The following is an 18,531-nucleotide window of genomic DNA, read 5'->3' on the forward strand; positions in this document are numbered from 1 at the left end:
TCAAAGGACGGTTGGAACGGCCGGGATCATCAATCCCAGCGCTTCTCGCATCGGCCGCTGCCGGAATCGCAGACTTCCTTCGGTGCCTTGATCTGACCGGTGCCGTAGGCGAAGTTCGGCGACGGGGTCTGATAGCCGCTCGGCGGCTGCGTGAGATCGGTGCGTTCGGGCTCGCTGACGAACTTCTCGGCTTCCGGCTTGCCGCCGCCGAACGGGTTCGAGAACAGCCCGCTGGTGTATCCCAGCTCTGAAGGCAGCATCATGATTGGAGAGTTGGAGTTGTTGCCGCCCGGGGTGACGGGCTCGCTCTTGGAGCCGCGCGGCTTCTTCTGCACCATTTCGCTCGGCATCAGCGGCATGCGCTGTTCTTCAGGCGATTTTTCTTTCTGTTTGTAGGCCTCACGTGCGGCCTTGCGCTCGGCTTCGTCCGGATCCTTCGGCCAGTTCGGGGCGAGCTTCGCGCGGCCCGTCTGCGGCGGCGGAAGGTCGATCTTGGAGGGGACCACCAGCGGCGAACGCTCGCGGTAGTCGATGGTGCCGTCGTCGATCTTCTTGCCGCCGAGGCCGCTCATCAGGTTGTCGATCAGCTTGCGCTCGAAGGTCTTGCCGTCGTCTGTCTCTTCCGCGTCCTGGGCGTGGAGCGGGCCTGCGCCCAGCACCAGACCGACGCCGATCACGATGGCCGCCAGCCGCAATGCGCGCGCTGCGAGGCGCGATGAAAATTGCAAACCTGAACCGCTGAAGCTGCCGGTCTCACGCATTGCGTTCATCCTGATCCCGTTCATCTTGCTCGTCCAAGGGCGCTACCATGCCGCCACGATCCGGTGGCCGCGCGCCAACGCCCGGAGCTGAAACCCAGAGCCAAGCGTATCCCCGTTTATCGGGGCCTTTTTGCGGCACCGGGGGTTACAAGCGAGTCATACAGGAGGGCGGCGACGCCAGCAACGATGGCCACGTCCGCAAGGTTAAACACGTACCAGTTATAGGTTTTTCCGCCGATCTGGACGTGAAACAGGGCGAAATCGACCACCGCCCCGTAGGCCAGCCGGTCGATGGCGTTGCCGATGGCGCCCCCGATAATCAGCCCGAGGCCGACCACGGCAAGGCGGGTGCCGGATTTCGCCATCCAGACCCCCAGCACGATGACCGCGAGGGCCTTGACCGCAAGCAGGACAGCCTGACCCACGGGGCCTGTATCCTGAAACCAGCCGTAGCTGATGCCGGTATTCCAGGCGAGCACCAGATCGAAGAACGGCGTCACCGCCACCGAGCCCCGGCGGCCGAGTTCATAGACATTCAGCAGCCAGAGCTTCGACGCCTGATCGAGCACAAGTGCTGCGATGGCGGCTATCAATCCGGAGCGGAGCAGGGGGCTCACGCGCCGATCCCCAGCGCCTTCCATTCCCGCAGTGCCTGCGCGTCGCGCGGTGAGACATCGGGATAGTCCGGATCCTCGCCCACGGTCGGGAGAATTTTCCACGACCGCGCGCACTTGGTGCCGGCGGCTTTCTCGACCACCACAGCCACGCCCGGCACATCGCTGAGCGTGAACGCGTCGGTGGGAGCATCCTCGTTGGTGACCATCGCGTTCGAGGTGATGCACACTTCCGCGAGATCAATATCAAAGAGCGCCGTGAACAGCGCCTTGTCGGAGACATAGACCAGCGGCGAAGCTTCCAGCGACGAGCCGATCCGCTTGGCGGCGCGCTCGACTTCCAGCGCGCCGGTGACGACGCGGCGGACATCGCGGATGGTTTCCCACTTTTTCGCCAGCGCCTCGTTGCCGAAACGATCGAGATCGTCGCGGAACGTGGTCAGATGCACCGACGGTTCGGCGTCGGGGCGATACATGGTCCACGCTTCATCGGCGGTGAAGCTGATGGCGGGCGCCAGCCACTTCAGGATCGCATCGCAGAGAATGTCCACGGTGGTGAGCGCGGCCTTGCGCGCGATCGACGACGGCGGATCGCAATACAGGGTGTCCTTGCGGATGTCGAAATAGAACGCCGACAGTTCGGTGTTCATGAAATTCGCCAGCGTCGCGATCACGGTCTTGTAGTCGAAATTCGCGTAAGCCGGACGCACGATGGCGTCGACCTCGGACAGCCGATGCAGCATCAGCCGTTCGAGTTCGGGCATCTCGCTGAAAGAGACGGCGTCGCTGCGCTTGAAGTGATGCAGCGTGCCGAGCATCCAGCGCAGCGTGTTGCGCAGCTTGCGGTAGGTCTCGATGGTGTTCTTGAGGATTTCGGGCCCGATGCGCTGATCGTCGGCGTAGTCGGTGGCGCAGACCCACAGCCGCAGAATATCCGCGCCGGACTGCGCGATGACCTTCTGCGGCTCGGTGGTGTTGCCGAGCGACTTCGACATCTTGCGGCCGTTTTCGTCCAGCGTGAAGCCGTGGGTCAGCACCACGTCATAGGGCGCGCGGCCGCGGGTGCCGCAGCTTTCCAGCAGCGAGGAGTGAAACCAGCCGCGATGCTGGTCGCTGCCTTCGAGATACATCACGGTGTCTTTGCCGCCATCCACCTTGCGCTTGATGCCGGCAAGGCCGGGAAAATGCACCGGGTCTTCCAGCACGAAGGCGTGGGTCGAGCCTGAATCGAACCAGACGTCGCAGATGTCGTCGACCTTTTTCCATTCTTCGTTGGCGTGCGAACCGAGGAAGCGCTCACGTGCGCCATCCTTGTACCAGGCATCCGCGCCTTCGGTCTCGAACGCGTCGGCGATGCGCTTGTTGACGGTCTCGTCCTGCAGGATCTCGGCGGAGCCGTCGCCCTTCTCGCGCACGAATACGGTGATCGGCACGCCCCAGGCGCGCTGACGCGAGATCACCCAGTCGGGGCGGCCCGCGATCATGCCGGTGATGCGGTTCTGGCCCTGCTCGGGCACCCAGCGGGTGACGCTGATGGCCTGCAAGGCGCGGGCGCGCAAGGTGTCGCCGGATTTGGCTTTTCCGTTGTCGGAAATGTCCTTGTCCATCGCGATGAACCATTGCGGTGTGTTGCGATAGATCACCGGCTTCTTCGAGCGCCAGGAATGCGGATACTGATGCTTGAGGCGGCCGCGCGCGAGCAGCATGCCGCGCTCGGCCAGCGCCTTGATGACGGCCTCGTTGGCGTCGCCCTTTTCGCCCTTGTCGTTGAGCACGCGCTTGCCGGTGAAGCCGGGGGCCTGCTCGGTCAGCGCGCCATCGGCATCGACGGTGTAGGGAATGACCGAACTGATGCCGCGCGCTTCAAGCTCGCGCGCGTTCGCGGTCCAGATGTCGAAGTCCTCGCGGCCATGGCCGGGCGCGGTGTGGACAAAGCCGGTGCCGGTGTCGTCGGTGACGTGATCGCCCGCGAGCAGCGGCACGACAAACTCATAGCCGCCGGCGAGACCTTTCAGCGGATGCGAGCATTCGATGGCATCGAGAATGTCGGCGGAGACGTCACCCACTTTCTCGAACGACGTGACGCGTGCCTGCTTGAACACATCCTCGGCCAGCTTGTCGGCGAGGATGAGGAGATCGCCGGCTTTCGCCCAGTTGTCGGCGGGCGCGTCGGTGATTTTGTAAAGACCGTAGGAAATCTTCGGCGAGAAGCTGATGGCGCGGTTGCCGGGCAGCGTCCACGGCGTGGTGGTCCAGATCACGACTGACGCTTTAGCGAGGCGGCCATGCGCGGCGTTGACCGGAAACTTCACCCACACTGTATCCGAGGTGTGGTCCTCGTATTCGACCTCGGCTTCGGCAAGCGCGGTCTTCTCTACCACGCTCCACATCACGGGCTTCGAGCCGCGATACAGCGTGCCGTTGGCGGCGAACTTCATCAGTTCGCGAGCGATCTGCGCTTCGGCGGGGAAGCTCATCGTGGTGTAGGGATGCGACCAGTCGCCGACCACGCCGAGCCGCTTGAATTCCTCGCGCTGGATGTCGACCCACTTCTGCGCGAACGCCCGGCACTCCTGACGGAATTCGACGATCGGCACCGCGTCCTTGTTCTTGCCCTTGGAGCGATACTCTTCCTCGATCTTCCATTCGATCGGCAGGCCGTGACAGTCCCAGCCCGGCACGTAGTTGGAATCGAAGCCCAGCATCTGTTGGCTGCGGGTCACCACATCCTTCAGAATTTTATTCAGCGCGTGGCCGATATGAATGTTGCCGTTGGCATAGGGCGGGCCGTCGTGCAGCACGAACTTGGGCCGCGCTTTCGCGGTCTCGCGCAGCTTGCCGTAGAGATCGATCTCATTCCAGCGCGCCAGAATTTCCGGCTCGCGCTGGGGCAGGCCCGCGCGCATCGGAAAGTCCGTCTGCGGCAAATAGAGGGTTTTGGAATAGTCGGCGGCGTCGGATTTGGGCTTTTCGGTCATGGCGGGGTGAATAGCGCGTTTTGCCCGGCAGGGGAAACCGGTTTGGCTCATAAAATGGCGAGGCCGCGCCTTGTTTTCAGCCGACGGTACCCAGCTTCGGAAACGCATCGGGCGCGGCCGCCAGCATCGCGCGGGCTTTTGCGCTGTCATCGTCCATCTGGCGGACCAGCGCCTCGATGCCGTCGAACTTCAGTTCGTCGCGGATGAAGCCGATGAAGGCGACGTCGAGCTGCTGGCCGTAAAGATCGCCCTTGAAGTCGAACAGGAACACCTCCAGCAGCGGCGCGCCGTTGTCGAAGGTCGGGCGGCGGCCGAAACTGGCGACGCCGCCGATGCGTTTGTCGCCGATCCCGGCACGCACCGCATAGATGCCGTGCCTGAGCCCGCAATTCTTGTCGAGGCGGATGTTCGCGGTGGGATAACCCATGTCGCGCCCGCGCTTCTCGCCGTGAATGACCTCGCCGGAGATGAACCATGGGCCGCCCAGCATGGCAGTCGCGTCCGCGACCTGGCCTTCGGCCAGCGCCATGCGGATGGCGCTCGATGACACCGGGCGATCGAGAATATCGACGTGGGGCTGGACATGGACCTCGATCCCCAGCCGTGGCGCTTCGGCGGCCAGCAGCGACGGCGAGCCGGCGCGGCCTTTGCCGAAATGAAAATCGTAACCGACCGCAATGCCGCTGATTCCAAGCCGCGCGATGAGATCGTGGTTAATGAAATCCTGTGCCGTCGTGCCGGCGCGAGAGCCGTCGAAGGTCATGACGACCGCGCCGTCGAGCCCCGTGCCGGCGAGCAGCCGCAGCTTGGCGGCCTCGTCGGTCAGCCTGAACTGCGGCGTGTTGGGGCTGAAAAAGCTGCGGGGATGCGGTTCGAAGGTCACGGCAAATGCGGGCTTGCCATGCTTGCGGGCCATATCGATGGCCGCCGAAATCACCACACGATGGCCGAGATGGACGCCATCGAAGTTACCCATCGCCACGACCGCACCCTTGATGATGTCGCCGGGGGGCGTGGTGTCGCGAATGACAGAAAAGCGTGTCGTCATGAATACCGGAAGGAATCCGTTGAAGAATTTGGCCCGGACCGTGGCCCCGGTCCGCCCTGGGAGTCAAGGTAATGGCGCAACTTAAGATAATCCGGCGGCCGGCCGATTAACGGGCTGTTTAAGCAGCCGATGTAGGTTCGCCTGGACTGCGGGTGGCAGAAGCCATCCGCAAAATGTTGATAACGCATGCCGGTTGCTGCGTTCGAGGGAGAAAAACAGCGATGGCTATGGATTTGTCGATGTCCGTTCTGGTTGTGGATGACTACAACACCATGATCCGCATCATCCGCAACCTTCTCAAGCAGCTCGGCTTCGAGAATATCGACGACGCCAGCGACGGCTCGGCGGCTCTCAACAAGATGCGCAGCAAGAAGTACGGTCTCGTGATTTCCGACTGGAATATGGAGCCGATGACCGGCTACGACCTGCTCAAGGAAGTGCGCAGCGACCCGAACCTCGCCACCACGCCTTTCATCATGATCACGGCTGAATCGAAGACGGAAAATGTCATCGCCGCCAAGAAGGCAGGCGTGAACAATTACATCGTCAAGCCGTTCAACGCCGCGACGCTCAAGACCAAGATCGAGGCGGTGTTTCCGGACAACGTGCCGGCGTAAGCCGCCGTTACAATCCGCAGAATTTCAATGCCCGGCTCGCGCCGGGCATTTTGCGTTTTGGGGGACTTCTCCCTCTCCCTGTAAGAACGGGGAGAGGTGAAGAGGGAAGCTACCACGTCAGGTCGCGCATCAGCGCGCGCGGCGGCCGGGTCTCGCCGAACAGCCGGCGCACCGCGAATTCATCGGCGACGTCGAGCCCCTCGAAGTCCACCGCATGAATGCCGCGGGTCAGAAACAGGCAGTCCAGTCCGACGGTGTTGGCGCCGATGAGGTCGGTGCGGACGGAATCGCCGATCGCGAGAATGCGCTCGGGCGGCGTGACCTTGCCGCGCTTCTCCGCAGCAAGCTCCAGCGCGCGATCGTAGATCGGCCTGTGCGGCTTGCCGTAGAAAATCACCTCGCCGCCGAGGCTGCGATAAAGCTCGGCGATCGCCCCGGCGCAGGTGATGAGACGGTGCCCGCGCTCGACCACCATGTCCGGGTTGGCGCAGACGAAAGTGAGATCGCGCTTGCGCGCCTCTTCCATCATGCCGCGATAGTTTTCCTCGGTTTCGACCTCGTCGTCGTAGGGTCCGGTGCAGACGATATATTCGGCGTTCTCAAGCGTGGTGAACTTGACGTCGAGTCCGCGAAACATCGGATTGTCGCGCTCGGGTCCGATCTGCAGCAGCGGTTGATCGAGCCGCGAGGCGACGAAGCTGCGGGTGAGATCGCCCGACGACACGATGGCGTCGTAGGTCTCGTCGGCGATGTCCATCTTGCGCAACTGCCGCTGCACCGAATCCGCCGGGCGCGGCGCGTTGGTGATCATGATCACCGTGCCGCCCTGTTCGCGGAATGACCGCAGCGCCTGCCAGGCATCGGGAAAGCCATGCACGCCGTCGTGAATGACGCCCCAGACGTCGCTCAGAATGACGTCCACTCCAGCGGTGAGATCGCGCAAACGATCGGCGAATCGCAACGCGGGGACGTCAGGCAGTTTCATGGAAACGGATCACTTCTGTGCGGATGCGCGGCTACGGGACACCAGCGCGGCATTGCCCGTCGCGCGGAGCGCCTCTGGGCCGGTCTTGACGTCGGCTTTGTCTTCCTTTCGGGCAGGTGCGTCAACCGCCGGAGCGGCAGAAGTGACTTTTGCCGCGGCCGCAGGTTCCGCCGCCGGGGTGGTGGCGCCTTCCGGACGCAGCGGCCGGGGCGGCGCGAACAGGAAGCCCTGGCCGAAGCGGACGTCGTAATCGAGCAGGTCGACCACGGCGCGTTCGCCTTCGATCCGCTCCGCCACGAGGTCAATTCCAAAACGTCCGAGCAGATCCGAGAGATCTGCGGCATGAATATCGGCCGACGACAGTTGCTTCTGGTCGAGCAGCATGGATGCCGGAACCTTGACGAACTTCACGCCGCGATCGGCGAGTTCGCGCGGGTCGAACCGCAGGTCGGTGACGTTGTCGATCGAAAAGCCGTAGCCGAGCCGGTGCAAGGCGGCGAGATGTTCGCTTTCCACCGGGCCGAGGTGGCGGAATGTGCTCTGCTTGAATTCCAGCACCAGCGATGGCGCCAGCACGCGGTTGGCTTCGAGGAAATCGAGGCACTGGCTGAACACCGCCGGGTTGCTCAGCGTTGCGCCGGCGACGTTGCAGAATACGCCGACGTCCTTGCTGCGGACCATCAGCCGCCGCAGCACCTGCACGCAGCGGAACATCACCATGTTGTCGATCTGGCCCATCAGGCCGGCGGCTTCCGCCGTGCCGACGAAGTCGCCGGCGGTCAGCACCTGATCCTTGTCGTCGCGCAGCCGCGCCACCGCCTCGTAGAACCGGACCTTGCGCTGGGGCAGCGTCACCATCGGCTGCAGGAAAAGATCGATCCGGCTGGCCTCGATGGCGTTCTTCACCGCCACCAGAAGCTGGGCGTTGTTGATGTTGGCGGGCTTCGGCAGGGCGTCGGCGGGTTGACCGGACGCAGGGGGACCGGCGTTAGCCGGCGTGGCCGAGGGGACTCCGGCGTTCGCGTCGGCCGTCGCGTCGCCCGATGTCTGCGCGGCGAGGGCGCTGACGGCGTCGGAGAGTATCTCGTCATGGGCGGCGACCGAATCCGCCAGTTGCTTGACCAGCGTGCCCAGCTCGCTGATTTCGGCGGCCACGGTCTGCACGCGATCCTGCCCGTTGGCGTCGGTGGTGGACAAGCGCGCCTCGATGGTGGCCATCCGTCGGCCGAACTCGGCGACCTGGCGCGCAAGGTCGGCGGTGCCGCGCGACAGGTCGGCGATCTGCGCGCCGACATCGGTGCGGTCGCGCAAACGCATCGACACCGCGTTGTAGAGGATCAGGAAGGTCAGGGCGGCGAGCGCGACGATGGCGGATTCAGAGATCGTGAATCCGGCCAGCGAATAGACCATCAGGCCAAGCGACGCTGCGATCAGCACCATGCAGATGGCGATGAAAATCGTCGAAATGCGAATCATGATGCCTGCCCAGCCCCGAACGGGCCAAGCTTAGCATCAAGTTTTGATTCGGCGCGAAAACTTATGTTTCGGGCGACAAAGTGGCGGCGCTCACGCCACCGCGCGGATGACCTTGGCGACCTTGTCCATGATCTCGCCGACCTGGCTTTCCGACACGATCAGCGGCGGGGTCAGGCAGAGCGTATCGCCGGCGACGCGGATCATCAGGTCGTTATCGTGGAACGCGGAGTCCAGCGCCTCGAAGCCGCGCTTGCCGGGGCCGTCCTTGTTCGGCGCGAGGTCGATGCCCGCGGTGATGCCGACGGTGCGGATGTCCACCACGTTGGGCTCGCTGCGCAGGGCCATCACGGCGTCGGCCCACTTCGGCTCCAGCGCCCGGGCGCGTTCGAACAGGCCTTCCTCGCGATAGACATCGAGGGTGGCGAGGCCGGCGGCGCAGGCCAGCGGATGCGCCGAATAGGTGTAGCCGTGGAACAGTTCGACGACGTGTTCCGGCCCCTTCATGAAGGAATCGTAGATGTCGTCGCGGATCAGCACGCCGCCCATCGGCACCGCGCCGTTGGTGATGCCCTTGGCGAAGGTGATCATGTCCGGCAGCACGCCGTAGCGTTCCGCCGCGAAGGCATAGCCGAGGCGGCCGTAGCCGGTGATGACCTCGTCGAAGATCAGCAGGATGCCGTGCTTGTCGCAGATCGCGCGCAGCCGTTCGAGATAGCCCTTCGGCGTGACGATCACGCCGGTGGAGCCGGCCATCGGCTCGACGATCACGGCGGCGACCGTGCCGGGGCCGTGGATGCCGACGATGCGCTCGAGCTCGTCGGCCAGATGCGCGCCCCACTCGGGCTCGCCCTTGGTGAAGGCGATCTTCTCGCGGTCATAGGTGGTCGGCAGGTGATCGACGCCGGTCAGCAGCGTGCCGAACATCTTGCGGTTGTTGACCATGCCGCCGACCGAGATGCCGCCGAAGCCGACGCCGTGATAGCCGCGCTCGCGGCCAATCAGCCGGGTGCGGCCGGCTTCGCCACGGCCGTTGTGATAGGCCAGCGCCACCTTCAGCGCGGTGTCCACCGCTTCGGAACCGGAGTTGCAGAAGAACACATGCTCGAGGCCCTTCGGCGCCAGCGCGGCGACACGGCTGGCGAGTTCGAAGGCCTTCGGATGGCCGAACTGGAACGGCGGCGCGTAGTCGATGGTCGCGGCCTGCTTCTGGATCGCGTCCACGATGGAATCGCGGTTATGCCCGGCGTTGCTGCACCACATGCCGGCCGCGCCGTCCAGAATGCTGCGGCCGTCGGTGGTGAAGTAGTGCATGTCCTTGGCGCCGGCCAGCATGCGCGGCTTGCTCTTGAACGCCCGGTTGGCCGTGAACGGCATCCAGTAGGCATCGAGATCGTTCGGCGTCGCGACGGTCGGGCGAGGATGTTGGATATTCACGAGGATGTCCTTCCGGCAAGGAGCAAGGATGATGGTCGCGACCCTATCAGTTTCCCCGGTGCCGCGAAACGCATCGCGGCGCATGGTCGCCCGTAAGTGAAGCGGCCAAGCGCAGGCTTACCGAAATACCACCAATGGTGGTTGTGCGCATTAATATACCCTTAGAAGTTGTGTGGCCAAGTTGATACCCGGAAGCGGGCGCGGCCGTCTTTGATCGCGGACCAGGCAAGGATCCGCGCGGCGTCAGGAAAAGTTCAGGGAGGTTGTCATGCACCGCTGGCTTCGACGGCTGGCCGCCGATGAGCGCGGCGACATCGCGATCATTCAGGCCGTGGCCGTGCTGCTGGTGATCACATGCGCGGTGCTGGTGAACTGACGTTCGCGATCGTCCGTGACGCCGGACCTGTTCCGGCATGGCGATGGGGATGCTTGCTCGCCCCTGTTTCGGCTGATAATCCCTCGAAATGCTGACAATCCGCGTGTCGTAACCGTCAGCACTCCCCGCATGTCACGGACTCCATGGCCGACAAACCCAAAAAGCCCCAAAAACTGCGCGCGCGTCTGCCGCGCGGCCTCGTGGACCGTACGCCCGCCGAAATCGCCGCCACGCGCGTGATGGTCGAGAAAATCCGCGAGGTCTATGAGCGCTACGGGTTCGAGCCGGTGGAAACGCCGGCAATGGAATACACCGATGCGCTGGGAAAATTTTTGCCCGATCAGGACCGGCCCAACGAGGGCGTGTTCTCGTTTCAGGATGACGACGAGCAGTGGATCTCGCTGCGCTACGATCTCACCGCGCCGCTGGCGCGCTATGTCGCGGAGAATTTCGACACGCTGCCGAAGCCGTATCGCAGCTATCGCCACGGCTATGTCTACCGCAACGAGAAGCCCGGCCCTGGCCGCTTCCGCCAGTTCATGCAGTTCGACGCCGACACCGTGGGCTCCGCATCGCCCGCTGCGGATGCCGAGATGTGCATGATGGCGGCGGACACGATGGAAGCGCTGGGCATTCCGCGCGGCAGCTACGTGGTGAAGGTCAACAACCGCAAGGTGCTCGATGGACTTAAGGAAGCACTTGGCGTTCCTCATCCGATAGATGATTTGCAGTGGCTTACAGTTTTACGGGCGATCGACAAACTTGATCGGTTAGGACCGGGAGGCGTTTTTCAACTCCTTACTACCGGTCGTAAAGATGAAAGTGGCGACGTTACTGCTGGGGCGAATCTGAGCTCGCCACAAGCTGATAACGTAATGCGCTTTCTCGGCTACGTATCGAACGTCGATAAAGGTTATGTACCCGAGTGGCCGGCTCTGGACATTGCCCCTAGTGACAGCAACGAAGAAAGATTGGCTTGGTTCACGTCGAGCGTGAATCTTGGCGAGACCGGGAAAACGGGTGTCGCCGAGCTAACTGAAATATCTAACTTGGCAAAGGCGTCTGGATACAAGGAAGATCGGATATTAGTTGATCGTTCCGTCGTGCGCGGCCTCGAATACTACACCGGCCCGGTCTACGAGGTTGAACTGCTGCTTGAGACCAAGGACGAGAAGGGCCGTCCGGTGCGGTTCGGCTCGGTCGGCGGCGGCGGGCGCTATGACGGACTGGTGTCGCGCTTTCGCGGCGAGCCGGTGCCGGCGACGGGTTTCTCCATCGGCGTCTCGCGGCTACAGGCCGCGCTCACCATGCTGGGCAAGATCGACACCACGCCCGAGTTCGGCCCGGTGGTCGTGGTGGTGATGGATCGCAACGAGATCGCGCAATATCAAAAATTCGTCGCCACGCTGCGCAATGCGGGCATCCGCGCCGAACTCTATCTCGGCAATCCGAAGAACAATCTCGGCGTGCAGTTCAAATATGCCGACCGGCGCAATTCGCCTTGCGTCGTCATTCAGGGCGGCGATGAAAAAGCCAAGGGCGAGGTTCAGATCAAGGATCTCATCCTCGGCGCGCAGATCGCCAATGCCAGCGGGGACGACCGCGACGATTATCTCCAGAAGCAGGCCGAGGCGCAGTTCGCGGCAAAGGAAAGCGATCTGGTGAATGCCGTGCGCAAGGTGCTTGCACGGCACAATGTCCCCTGGGCCAGAAACTAAGAACACCGCGCCATGCAATTCGACACCAAGATCGCTCTCGTCATCCGCAACGACCTCGAACCCTGGCAGAAGCTGAACGTCGCGGCGTTTCTCGCCTCCGGCATGGCTGCGGCGTTTCCGGAATCCATCGGCGAGCCATACGAGGATGGGTCGGGCACGCGCTATCATGCGCTGATCGGCCAGCCGATCCTGATCTACGGCGCGGACCGTCCGGCGCTGTCACGCGCGCTTGAGCGCGCGCTGGCGCGGGACGTGAAGGCCGCCGTCTATACCGAGGACATGTTCAAGACCACGCATGACGAAGCCAACCGCGCCGCGGTGAAGGCCGTCATTCGGGCCGAGCTCAATCTGGTCGGGCTGGCGTTCCGCGCCGAGCGTAAGGTGGTTGACAAGATCGTCGATGGACTGAAGTTTCACGCCTAGCGCGTCTTCCGCAAAAAGCATGCCCTCGGGCGTAACCCGAGCGTGGGCACCGGTTTTGCGAATGGAATATGCGCAACCAAAAAAGACATTCTCCGCTGTCACAGCAAGAAAAAGGAAACGACCAATGCCTGAGATCACAGTGAACATGGCGACCGGCCGCACCGACGAGCAGAAGGCCGGCATGATGCGCGACATCACCCAGGCGCTGGTGAAGAACCTCGGCGTCGATGCTGAAGCAGTCGTCATCCAGATCAACGAGGCGCCGCTGGCCCACAAGATGAAGGGCGGCAAGACCTTCGTCGAGCGTCAGAAGAAATAGCCGTGCGGCTGTCCGCATGAGCCTGCTCGAAAACGTCGCGGTTGGAATGACGGCGGCCAACACCATCGCCGTCACCCACGACAAGACGGTGGCGCATTTCGTGCCCGCCATGCCGGCGGTCTATGCGACGCCGATCATGATCCTCCACATGGAAAAGGCCTCTGGCGATGCGATCTCGCCGCACTTGCCCGAAGGTTATGTCAGCGTCGGCATGGAGGTGAACGTGCGGCATCTGGCGGCGACGCCGGTCGGCCGGACGGTTCGCACCGTGTCGCGTGTGATCGAGGTCGATCCCAGGAGTGTGCTGTTTGCGGTGGAGGCGTGGGACGGCGACCGCAAGATCGGCGAGGGCACCCACCGGCGCGGCGTCGTCAATGTGGCGGCCTTCGAGAAGCGGCTCGCGGCGGGCTGATCGCGGCAGATGACGTTGATGTTTTTTGAACGATTCCCGATTGCTCCGGCCCGGCATGCGTTGTGGAATAGGCCGGAATGACGTTACCTTTTAAGGCATGATTACGATAACCGGCTTCGCTTCGTGATCATGTCCCGGTTTCGGCCATGCCTCGAATGGAGACAGCGATGAGACTCGTGTTGATTGTTGCAGCGGCTGCCCTTCTGCTGTCCGGGCAGGCCCATGCGCAGGGACGGCGTCCCAGCGGGCTGGTCGAAAGTGCTGCGTCCCAGGGCGAAGATCCGCAGAAGCGTATGGCGCGGGAAGAGGCCGCGGCGCGGGCGGCGATGAAGAACGTTCCGGATTCCAAAGAAAAGTACGATCCCTGGAAGATCGGGAAGTAGCGCCGGCCAGGCGTGTCCATCCTGCGCTCCAGAGTGATTTCTGCTTCGTCATCGTGGAGAGTTCGTCATCCGGGAGTTCGTCATTCCGGGACGCGACCGCGAAGATGGATTCCGGGCTCGCTCGCGAAGGCGCTCGCCCCGGAATGACGAGGAGTCGAAACATTTTGTGATGGGGATACAAATCCCCGCCCTTCAAACCTCTCTTAAGTTCGAAGCGTCCTGTTCGTGGGGGGCGCTTCTCGAGGGCGTTCGTTAAGCGGAGCAGGATGCGGCGCCTGCGCGATGTGGATTCGCACCCACACGTCCGGGAGGCCGGGGGTCACCGTCCGGGCCAACTACGTGGCTCTGCCTTCAATGGCTGGACGAGGACAGGATGAAGGCGGGCGAAAGCCTGCCGGATCGGAGGCGCGATACGCGCTCGTCCTGTCCCGGAAGCACGGTCCCCCGGACACAAATCGCCGCGAATGGAGCGCCGTGAGGCGACGCGCTTCCTTTTCGCAGAGGAAGCGAAACAAGACATTTGCGCCTCGCGGCGCTCCATGCCCCTCGTTGTTTCGTGGGGCGAGACTAAAGGAAAAACTCGCGCGCGGCGCGAGAGCGATTGCACGTGCGCGAATGAAAGTAGCTGTTTGAAAATTGAATTGGAACCGGCACATTGCAAGCACGTAAAGCTCACATCACGTCATTCCGGGACGCGCCCTCTTGGACGCGGATACGAAATCCAGTCTGTCTGTCATGATGGATTCCGGGTTCGCTCGCAAAGCTGCTCGCGCCCCGGAATGACGATGGACGTGAATAGCCGGGTCATCCTCGATCACGTCGAGGACAGGCGCCCGGCCATGACGAACTTCAATTCGGCGAGTTGCATGCCACACGCGCCGAGAGTCTGCATGCGATCAGTCAGCGGGGCGTCAGTAGGCGGCCCGCAGCGGCCGATTGAGATGGCCCGGGTGGACCCAGACGCAGGCGAATGAAATGTAGCCGCCGTATTGTGCATCCACGCCGGTCAGCTTCACGCCCTTGCCGTAGCTGGCGCAGTGATTCACGGCGAGCGCCTTGACGTCCGCGCCCTCCTTGTAGAGCGAATAGGCGATGATGCCGCCGGTATCGTTGCCCTTGAACGGCGGCACCCAATAGGCCTGCGCTGGAGCCGACAGTGCGAGCGCGCACGCCGCAGCCAAAATCGCCAATCCTGTGGTCCGCATCGTGCTCTCCCTGGAATCTGTCGTCACCATAAAGCGGCTGGCGGTCCATGGAAAGAACGCGCGTGCGGCTTGAGAGGGGATGGCTGCCAAGTGTTGCCGCGCTGCACTTGACCGGCTGGCGGCTTCGCGGCACCTTCCGCCGCAACGACATCCCGGATTCCGGCGGACCGCTCCCATGCGCGACCTTTTCTCGACAGTTCGAAATATCGCTCTGGCCGTGGCGCTCGGCGCCGTGGCGGGACTGACGATGCTCAGCCCGGCGGCCCATGCCGCCAGCGTCCTGGAGCGCGGCATCTGGCTGTCCGGCCCGCGCTACGACGGCGAGATGCGTGGATGCGCCGAGGCGCTCGGCACCATTTCCCAGCAGTTCGCTGAAAAAGAGAGCAAGTTCTGGAATTCCAGCCTCGAGATCACCGGCTACGCCGACGTTCATGAAGTGGCTTTCCGGGCCTGGGCAAACGACAGCATTCCCCGCCGCTTCTGCACCGCCAGCGCGATGCTGACCGACGGCCGCGCGCGTCAGGTGCATTACTCGATCATCGAGGACGGCGGCTTCGCCGGATTCGATTCCGGCGTCGAATGGTGCGTGGTCGGCCTCGACCGCAACTGGGCCTATAACCCGTCCTGCAAGGCCGCGAAGCCCTGAGCTTTCCGCGCTGATTTTCCCGATAGCTTCCCGTCACAGGTGCCGCTCCTGCGGGCGGGCCGATGATTTTGTTCTTGAAATGTTCCGGTGGTCTGACTAGCGGAATGTTCCCCTTGACACAAGTAGTCAAAGTGACCCCCGATATCTAGCTGATTCCAATGCGGTTTCTGCACGGAAAAAGGAACCGTTCAATTTCCGTAAATTTTTCGGCCAGTTTTTAGAATATTTGATTTTAATTAAGCCGTTTTTTACCTTGGGCGTTCATAGTTACGCCATCAGAACACTCAAACCCACCAAGCTCCCCGCAAGAGAATTTCAAGACAGAGAGCTAAGGAGCCTCTGGCATGAGGCCCGCATTCCTATCATAGGATTTATTTCCCAAATACCAAAGTTGGAGATACTACCGCGCGCGTAGCACAGACCGTGCCAACTTTCAGCGGACTCCGTTAAGGATTCGTTAACCACATCGGATTCCGTTAACCAATTCTCTGTTGCAATTGGTATCGCAAAGACTTATAGAATAGGAGGCATGAATCAGACGACGCGAGAAATACTCGAAAAGCAGAGGGCGCAAATTGTCGCCAAGCTGGAGCCGATGCTTGAGAGAACGCGAGAACTGAGAAAAGAGCTGATTACTTTGGAGGGCCAGCTTCGAGAGATGATCGAAGAGTTCGAGGCGGTTGATGTTGCCATTAAGGCCCTCGACGCGAAGAAACCTGCCGCCGAAATCACGATCATGCAGGCGGTGCTCCAGGTATTGGAGGATCGGCCAGAGGGAATGACGGCTCAAGAGATTCTATCTGAGATCAATACGCGCTATTTCAACGGGCGCATCGTGCGGCCAAGCCTTTCGCCACAGCTTTCGAGACTGAAAGACCGCGACCGCAAAATTGATCTTCGGGGAAATAAATGGGTTTTGCTGCCAAGTGAGCCAACGCTGTTCACCGCGAAGGATCGCCGGCTGTAAAAAAGTTAAGGCCCCGGATTGTCCGAGGCCTCACCTTGCAAAGGGTCGCTTCCAATGAGCGTGATCATTGGAGAAAGGAAAGAGCCGCTATGTCGCGAGACGTAGCAGACCGCGACGCGAGTTTCGGCGTGCACGATGGTGGGAAACGTTCCCGCTCTCGTGACGGCTTCGGAGCACCACCTCCGTTGCCGTATCCGAAACTCTTGTTAACTTGATCTTCGAGGGGGCGGGAAACCGCCCCTTCTTTCTTTTAGATAAAGGACTATAATGATTAGTCAAGACGCTTGAAGCAGAATCAGCCTGAGATTCCAATATGTTATACCTGACTCTCTCAGAAGCGATAAAGACTCAGCGAATACAGGACTTTATCGCGCAGGAGGAGGCCCGTGGGGTCTCGCCAGCGAGCGATAAGGATTTCAAGAAAGCACTCTCGCTGATGATCACAGCGACGCCACAAGAAGATCAAACATCGCATTCTCCCGAGCGCGATGGTTCGAGCGGAAAGTAAATTCCCGCAGGTACTTGTCGAAATGCTGCTTCGAAATATGAATGTGTGTCGAAGCAATCGACAGCTTGAAAATCCGCCAGAACGATTCGACGCTGTTCACATGATGCTCGCCGCGAGCGTACTCTTTTGCACCATGGTTCACGGTGCCGTGCTCGTAAGGGCTGATTTCCAGTAAGTTGTAACTGACGTGCTCGTCTGTTGAGATCGTCGCGCCTTCCTGCACTTGCCGCGTAACAACGCGCTCAAACGTTGCCTTCTTGGTATCCGGAATGATTTCAGTGTGGAGACGGCCACCCCGCTTCTTGAGGCCCATCACAATCGTTTTGCTCTTGAATGCGTTCTCACGATCAGAGACGCCGCCAACATAAGTCTCGTCGATTTCGACATGACCGTTGAGCATCACCTTCATATCGGCGCGGCCAGTCAGTTCACGAATCTTGTGGCCCATGCGCCAAGCGGTCTTGAGTGTGACGCCAAGCTGGCGCTGAAGCTCGCGGGAGCTAACGCCGTGGCGCGTCGTGACGAACAGGAAGATCGCGTAGAACCAAAGCTGGAGCGACGTTCGGCTATCCTGAAAGATGGTGTCGGCGCAGGGGTACACATGATCGCCGCACTGGGCGCAGGCGAACGCCTTGCGACCGGCAATGCGATGGAACGAGGCTTCCTTAGAGCACTTGCGGCAGACGTGGCGCAGGCCGTAGCGGACCTCCATGACGTGAGCCAGACAGGCGTCGTCATCGGGGAAGCGGGCAAAGAACTGTCGGACTGAAAGGGTTGCGGCCATCGGTTTCGTGCTCCAATGATGGAACACTAGCCCTAGGTCGTACTTGTGTCAAGGGGAACATCCCCCTGACTAGGCTTCAAGCTGGGCATCAGGTTTGGGGGCGTAGCCATGGGTCTTGCGGCAGGTTTCAGGTCCGGTTCGGCGACCGCCGGTTTTTCCTTTGCTGATTTGTCCCGCGGCCTGATCGCTTCGCTGCTCGGCCTTGCGATGGCCGGCATGATCGCGGGCGCGGCCTCGGCGCAGGACCATCGCCAGAATGCGCCGGGCGAATTCGATTTCTACGTCCTGTCGCTGTCGTGGTCGCCGTCGTTCTGCGAGGCCGCCAGCGAACGCGGCAATTCCAGCCGCGGCATCCGGACCCAATGCGCCGGCCGGCCGTTTTCCTTCGTTGTGCATGGGCTTTGGCCGCAATACGACCGCGGCTTTCCGAATTACTGCCAGCGGCCCGCGCCGCGTCTGGCGCGCAACATCATGACGTCGATGCTCGACCTGATGCCGGCGCCGGGGCTGATCTACAGCGAGTGGGATAAGCACGGCACCTGTTCGGGGCTGGGCGCGCGCGGCTATTTCGAAGCCATTCGCAAGGCCCGCGCGGCGGTGAAGATTCCCGCCGATTATCTTCAGCTGGCCGATCCGAAGAGCGTGGCGCCGGCGGAGATCGAGGATGCCTTCATCAAGGCCAATCCCGGCCTTTCCAGTTCGGCCATCGCGGTCACCTGCGACAGCAAGCGGCTCAGCGAAGTCCGCATCTGCATGAGCAAGGATCTGCAGTTCCGCGCCTGTGAGGAAATCGATCGCCGCGCCTGCCGCCGCAGCAACGTGGTGATGCCGCCCGTGCGCGGGGGATGAGCGCAGGTTACTTTCATCGCCCGATGTC

General features: G+C 62.1%; 18 protein-coding genes. 9 read left to right on the plus strand and 9 right to left on the minus strand.

Annotation, left to right across the window (positions count from 1 at the left end; translation table 11 throughout):
- Positions 1–29 precede the first annotated feature (29 nt).
- The 4 genes from LVY71_RS05430 to LVY71_RS05445 all read right to left on the minus strand — a co-directional run bounded on the left by LVY71_RS05430 (position 30) and on the right by LVY71_RS05445 (position 5,401).
- Positions 30–761, minus strand: a complete 732-nt coding sequence (locus tag LVY71_RS05430; RefSeq protein ID WP_235098794.1) for a hypothetical protein — start codon at positions 759–761, stop codon at positions 30–32.
- A gap of 116 nt (positions 762–877) precedes the next feature.
- Positions 878–1,378: a signal peptidase II gene (gene lspA / locus LVY71_RS05435; protein ID WP_235098795.1), complete on the minus strand. Its 501-nt coding sequence runs from the start codon at positions 1,376–1,378 to the stop codon at positions 878–880.
- Positions 1,375–4,353 (minus strand): isoleucine--tRNA ligase, encoded by a 2,979-nt coding sequence (ileS, locus tag LVY71_RS05440; protein WP_235098796.1) that lies wholly within the window; start codon positions 4,351–4,353, stop codon positions 1,375–1,377. The genes lspA and ileS overlap by 4 nt, the downstream gene beginning before the upstream one ends.
- Before the next feature lie 76 nt (positions 4,354–4,429).
- Positions 4,430–5,401 (minus strand): bifunctional riboflavin kinase/FAD synthetase, encoded by a 972-nt coding sequence (locus tag LVY71_RS05445; protein ID WP_235098797.1) that lies wholly within the window; start codon positions 5,399–5,401, stop codon positions 4,430–4,432.
- A gap of 221 nt (positions 5,402–5,622) precedes the next feature.
- Between LVY71_RS05445 and LVY71_RS05450 the strand changes: the two genes are divergently transcribed.
- Positions 5,623–6,018, plus strand: coding sequence for a response regulator (locus LVY71_RS05450; RefSeq protein ID WP_235098798.1), 396 nt, complete (start codon positions 5,623–5,625; stop codon positions 6,016–6,018).
- A 109-nt stretch (positions 6,019–6,127) separates the two neighbouring features.
- Here the strand turns inward: LVY71_RS05450 and LVY71_RS05455 are convergent, their stop codons facing one another.
- The 3 genes from LVY71_RS05455 to aptA all read right to left on the minus strand — a co-directional run bounded on the left by LVY71_RS05455 (position 6,128) and on the right by aptA (position 9,913).
- A complete protein-coding gene (locus LVY71_RS05455) occupies positions 6,128–7,003 on the minus strand; it encodes a TIGR01459 family HAD-type hydrolase (RefSeq protein ID WP_235098799.1) in 876 nt (291 codons plus the stop codon).
- A 9-nt stretch (positions 7,004–7,012) separates the two neighbouring features.
- Entirely contained in the window at positions 7,013–8,479 is a 1,467-nt protein-coding gene (locus LVY71_RS05460) for an EAL domain-containing protein (protein WP_235098800.1), read from the minus strand.
- Positions 8,480–8,569: 90 nt separating this feature from the next.
- Positions 8,570–9,913, minus strand: a complete 1,344-nt coding sequence (gene aptA / locus LVY71_RS05465; RefSeq protein WP_235098801.1) for an omega-aminotransferase AptA — start codon at positions 9,911–9,913, stop codon at positions 8,570–8,572.
- 519 nt (positions 9,914–10,432) lie between these two features.
- On the opposite strand from aptA, the gene hisS reads away from it, so the two are divergent.
- From hisS to LVY71_RS05490, 5 genes are all read left to right on the plus strand, one after another.
- Positions 10,433–12,007 carry a histidine--tRNA ligase gene (hisS, locus tag LVY71_RS05470; RefSeq protein ID WP_235098802.1) on the plus strand — a complete coding sequence of 525 codons (1,575 nt, stop codon included), beginning with the start codon at positions 10,433–10,435 and terminating at the stop codon, positions 12,005–12,007.
- A 12-nt stretch (positions 12,008–12,019) separates the two neighbouring features.
- The gene (locus LVY71_RS05475; protein WP_235098803.1) at positions 12,020–12,430 is read left to right on the plus strand and encodes a DUF2000 family protein; all 411 of its coding nucleotides are present in this window, start codon (positions 12,020–12,022) and stop codon (positions 12,428–12,430) included.
- A gap of 61 nt (positions 12,431–12,491) precedes the next feature.
- Positions 12,492–12,749 (plus strand): tautomerase family protein, encoded by a 258-nt coding sequence (locus LVY71_RS05480; RefSeq protein WP_283842504.1) that lies wholly within the window; start codon positions 12,492–12,494, stop codon positions 12,747–12,749.
- A gap of 16 nt (positions 12,750–12,765) precedes the next feature.
- The gene (locus LVY71_RS05485; protein WP_235098805.1) at positions 12,766–13,161 is read left to right on the plus strand and encodes a thioesterase family protein; all 396 of its coding nucleotides are present in this window, start codon (positions 12,766–12,768) and stop codon (positions 13,159–13,161) included.
- 167 nt (positions 13,162–13,328) lie between these two features.
- Complete coding sequence (locus tag LVY71_RS05490) at positions 13,329–13,544, plus strand: hypothetical protein (protein ID WP_235098806.1); 216 nt, start codon at positions 13,329–13,331, stop codon at positions 13,542–13,544.
- Positions 13,545–14,455: 911 nt separating this feature from the next.
- On the opposite strand, the gene LVY71_RS05495 is transcribed toward LVY71_RS05490, so the two are convergent.
- Positions 14,456–14,749, minus strand: coding sequence for a hypothetical protein (locus LVY71_RS05495; protein WP_235098807.1), 294 nt, complete (start codon positions 14,747–14,749; stop codon positions 14,456–14,458).
- 175 nt (positions 14,750–14,924) lie between these two features.
- Here LVY71_RS05495 and LVY71_RS05500 point away from each other — a divergent pair, with 175 nt between their 5' ends.
- Together LVY71_RS05500 and LVY71_RS05505 are read left to right on the plus strand one after the other, a co-directional pair.
- On the plus strand, positions 14,925–15,395 hold the full coding sequence (locus LVY71_RS05500; protein ID WP_235098808.1) for a hypothetical protein: 471 nt from the start codon (positions 14,925–14,927) through the stop codon (positions 15,393–15,395).
- A 529-nt stretch (positions 15,396–15,924) separates the two neighbouring features.
- Positions 15,925–16,362: an RNA-binding protein gene (locus LVY71_RS05505; RefSeq protein ID WP_235098809.1), complete on the plus strand. Its 438-nt coding sequence runs from the start codon at positions 15,925–15,927 to the stop codon at positions 16,360–16,362.
- A 440-nt stretch (positions 16,363–16,802) separates the two neighbouring features.
- Here the strand turns inward: LVY71_RS05505 and LVY71_RS05510 are convergent, their stop codons facing one another.
- Positions 16,803–17,654: an IS1595 family transposase gene (locus LVY71_RS05510; RefSeq protein WP_235098810.1), complete on the minus strand. Its 852-nt coding sequence runs from the start codon at positions 17,652–17,654 to the stop codon at positions 16,803–16,805.
- A 207-nt stretch (positions 17,655–17,861) separates the two neighbouring features.
- Between LVY71_RS05510 and LVY71_RS05515 the strand changes: the two genes are divergently transcribed.
- Complete coding sequence (locus tag LVY71_RS05515; protein ID WP_235100019.1) at positions 17,862–18,503, plus strand: ribonuclease T2 family protein; 642 nt, start codon at positions 17,862–17,864, stop codon at positions 18,501–18,503.
- The last annotated feature ends 28 nt before the right edge of the window (positions 18,504–18,531 follow it).

This window comes from Bradyrhizobium sp. G127 (assembly GCF_021502575.1).
In the GTDB taxonomy this organism is placed as follows: Bacteria; Pseudomonadota; Alphaproteobacteria; order Rhizobiales; family Xanthobacteraceae; genus Afipia.

Bases quoted from the DNA above. Each gene is read 5' to 3' on its own strand.
- LVY71_RS05430 (WP_235098794.1), bottom strand. From the start codon at position 761: ATGCGTGAGACCGGCAGCTTCAGCGGTTCAGGTTTGCAATTTTCATCG.
- ileS (WP_235098796.1), bottom strand. From the start codon at position 4,353: ATGACCGAAAAGCCCAAATCCGACGCCGCCGACTATTCCAAAACCCTC.
- LVY71_RS05445 (WP_235098797.1), bottom strand. From the start codon at position 5,401: ATGACGACACGCTTTTCTGTCATTCGCGACACCACGCCCCCCGGCGAC.
- LVY71_RS05450 (WP_235098798.1), top strand. From the start codon at position 5,623: ATGGCTATGGATTTGTCGATGTCCGTTCTGGTTGTGGATGACTACAAC.
- LVY71_RS05455 (WP_235098799.1), bottom strand. From the start codon at position 7,003: ATGAAACTGCCTGACGTCCCCGCGTTGCGATTCGCCGATCGTTTGCGC.
- LVY71_RS05460 (WP_235098800.1), bottom strand. From the start codon at position 8,479: ATGATTCGCATTTCGACGATTTTCATCGCCATCTGCATGGTGCTGATC.
- hisS (WP_235098802.1), top strand. From the start codon at position 10,433: ATGGCCGACAAACCCAAAAAGCCCCAAAAACTGCGCGCGCGTCTGCCG.
- LVY71_RS05475 (WP_235098803.1), top strand. From the start codon at position 12,020: ATGCAATTCGACACCAAGATCGCTCTCGTCATCCGCAACGACCTCGAA.
- LVY71_RS05480 (WP_283842504.1), top strand. From the start codon at position 12,492: ATGGAATATGCGCAACCAAAAAAGACATTCTCCGCTGTCACAGCAAGA.
- LVY71_RS05485 (WP_235098805.1), top strand. From the start codon at position 12,766: ATGAGCCTGCTCGAAAACGTCGCGGTTGGAATGACGGCGGCCAACACC.
- LVY71_RS05490 (WP_235098806.1), top strand. From the start codon at position 13,329: ATGAGACTCGTGTTGATTGTTGCAGCGGCTGCCCTTCTGCTGTCCGGG.
- LVY71_RS05495 (WP_235098807.1), bottom strand. From the start codon at position 14,749: ATGCGGACCACAGGATTGGCGATTTTGGCTGCGGCGTGCGCGCTCGCA.
- LVY71_RS05500 (WP_235098808.1), top strand. From the start codon at position 14,925: ATGCGCGACCTTTTCTCGACAGTTCGAAATATCGCTCTGGCCGTGGCG.
- LVY71_RS05505 (WP_235098809.1), top strand. From the start codon at position 15,925: ATGAATCAGACGACGCGAGAAATACTCGAAAAGCAGAGGGCGCAAATT.
- LVY71_RS05510 (WP_235098810.1), bottom strand. From the start codon at position 17,654: ATGGCCGCAACCCTTTCAGTCCGACAGTTCTTTGCCCGCTTCCCCGAT.
- LVY71_RS05515 (WP_235100019.1), top strand. From the start codon at position 17,862: ATGGCCGGCATGATCGCGGGCGCGGCCTCGGCGCAGGACCATCGCCAG.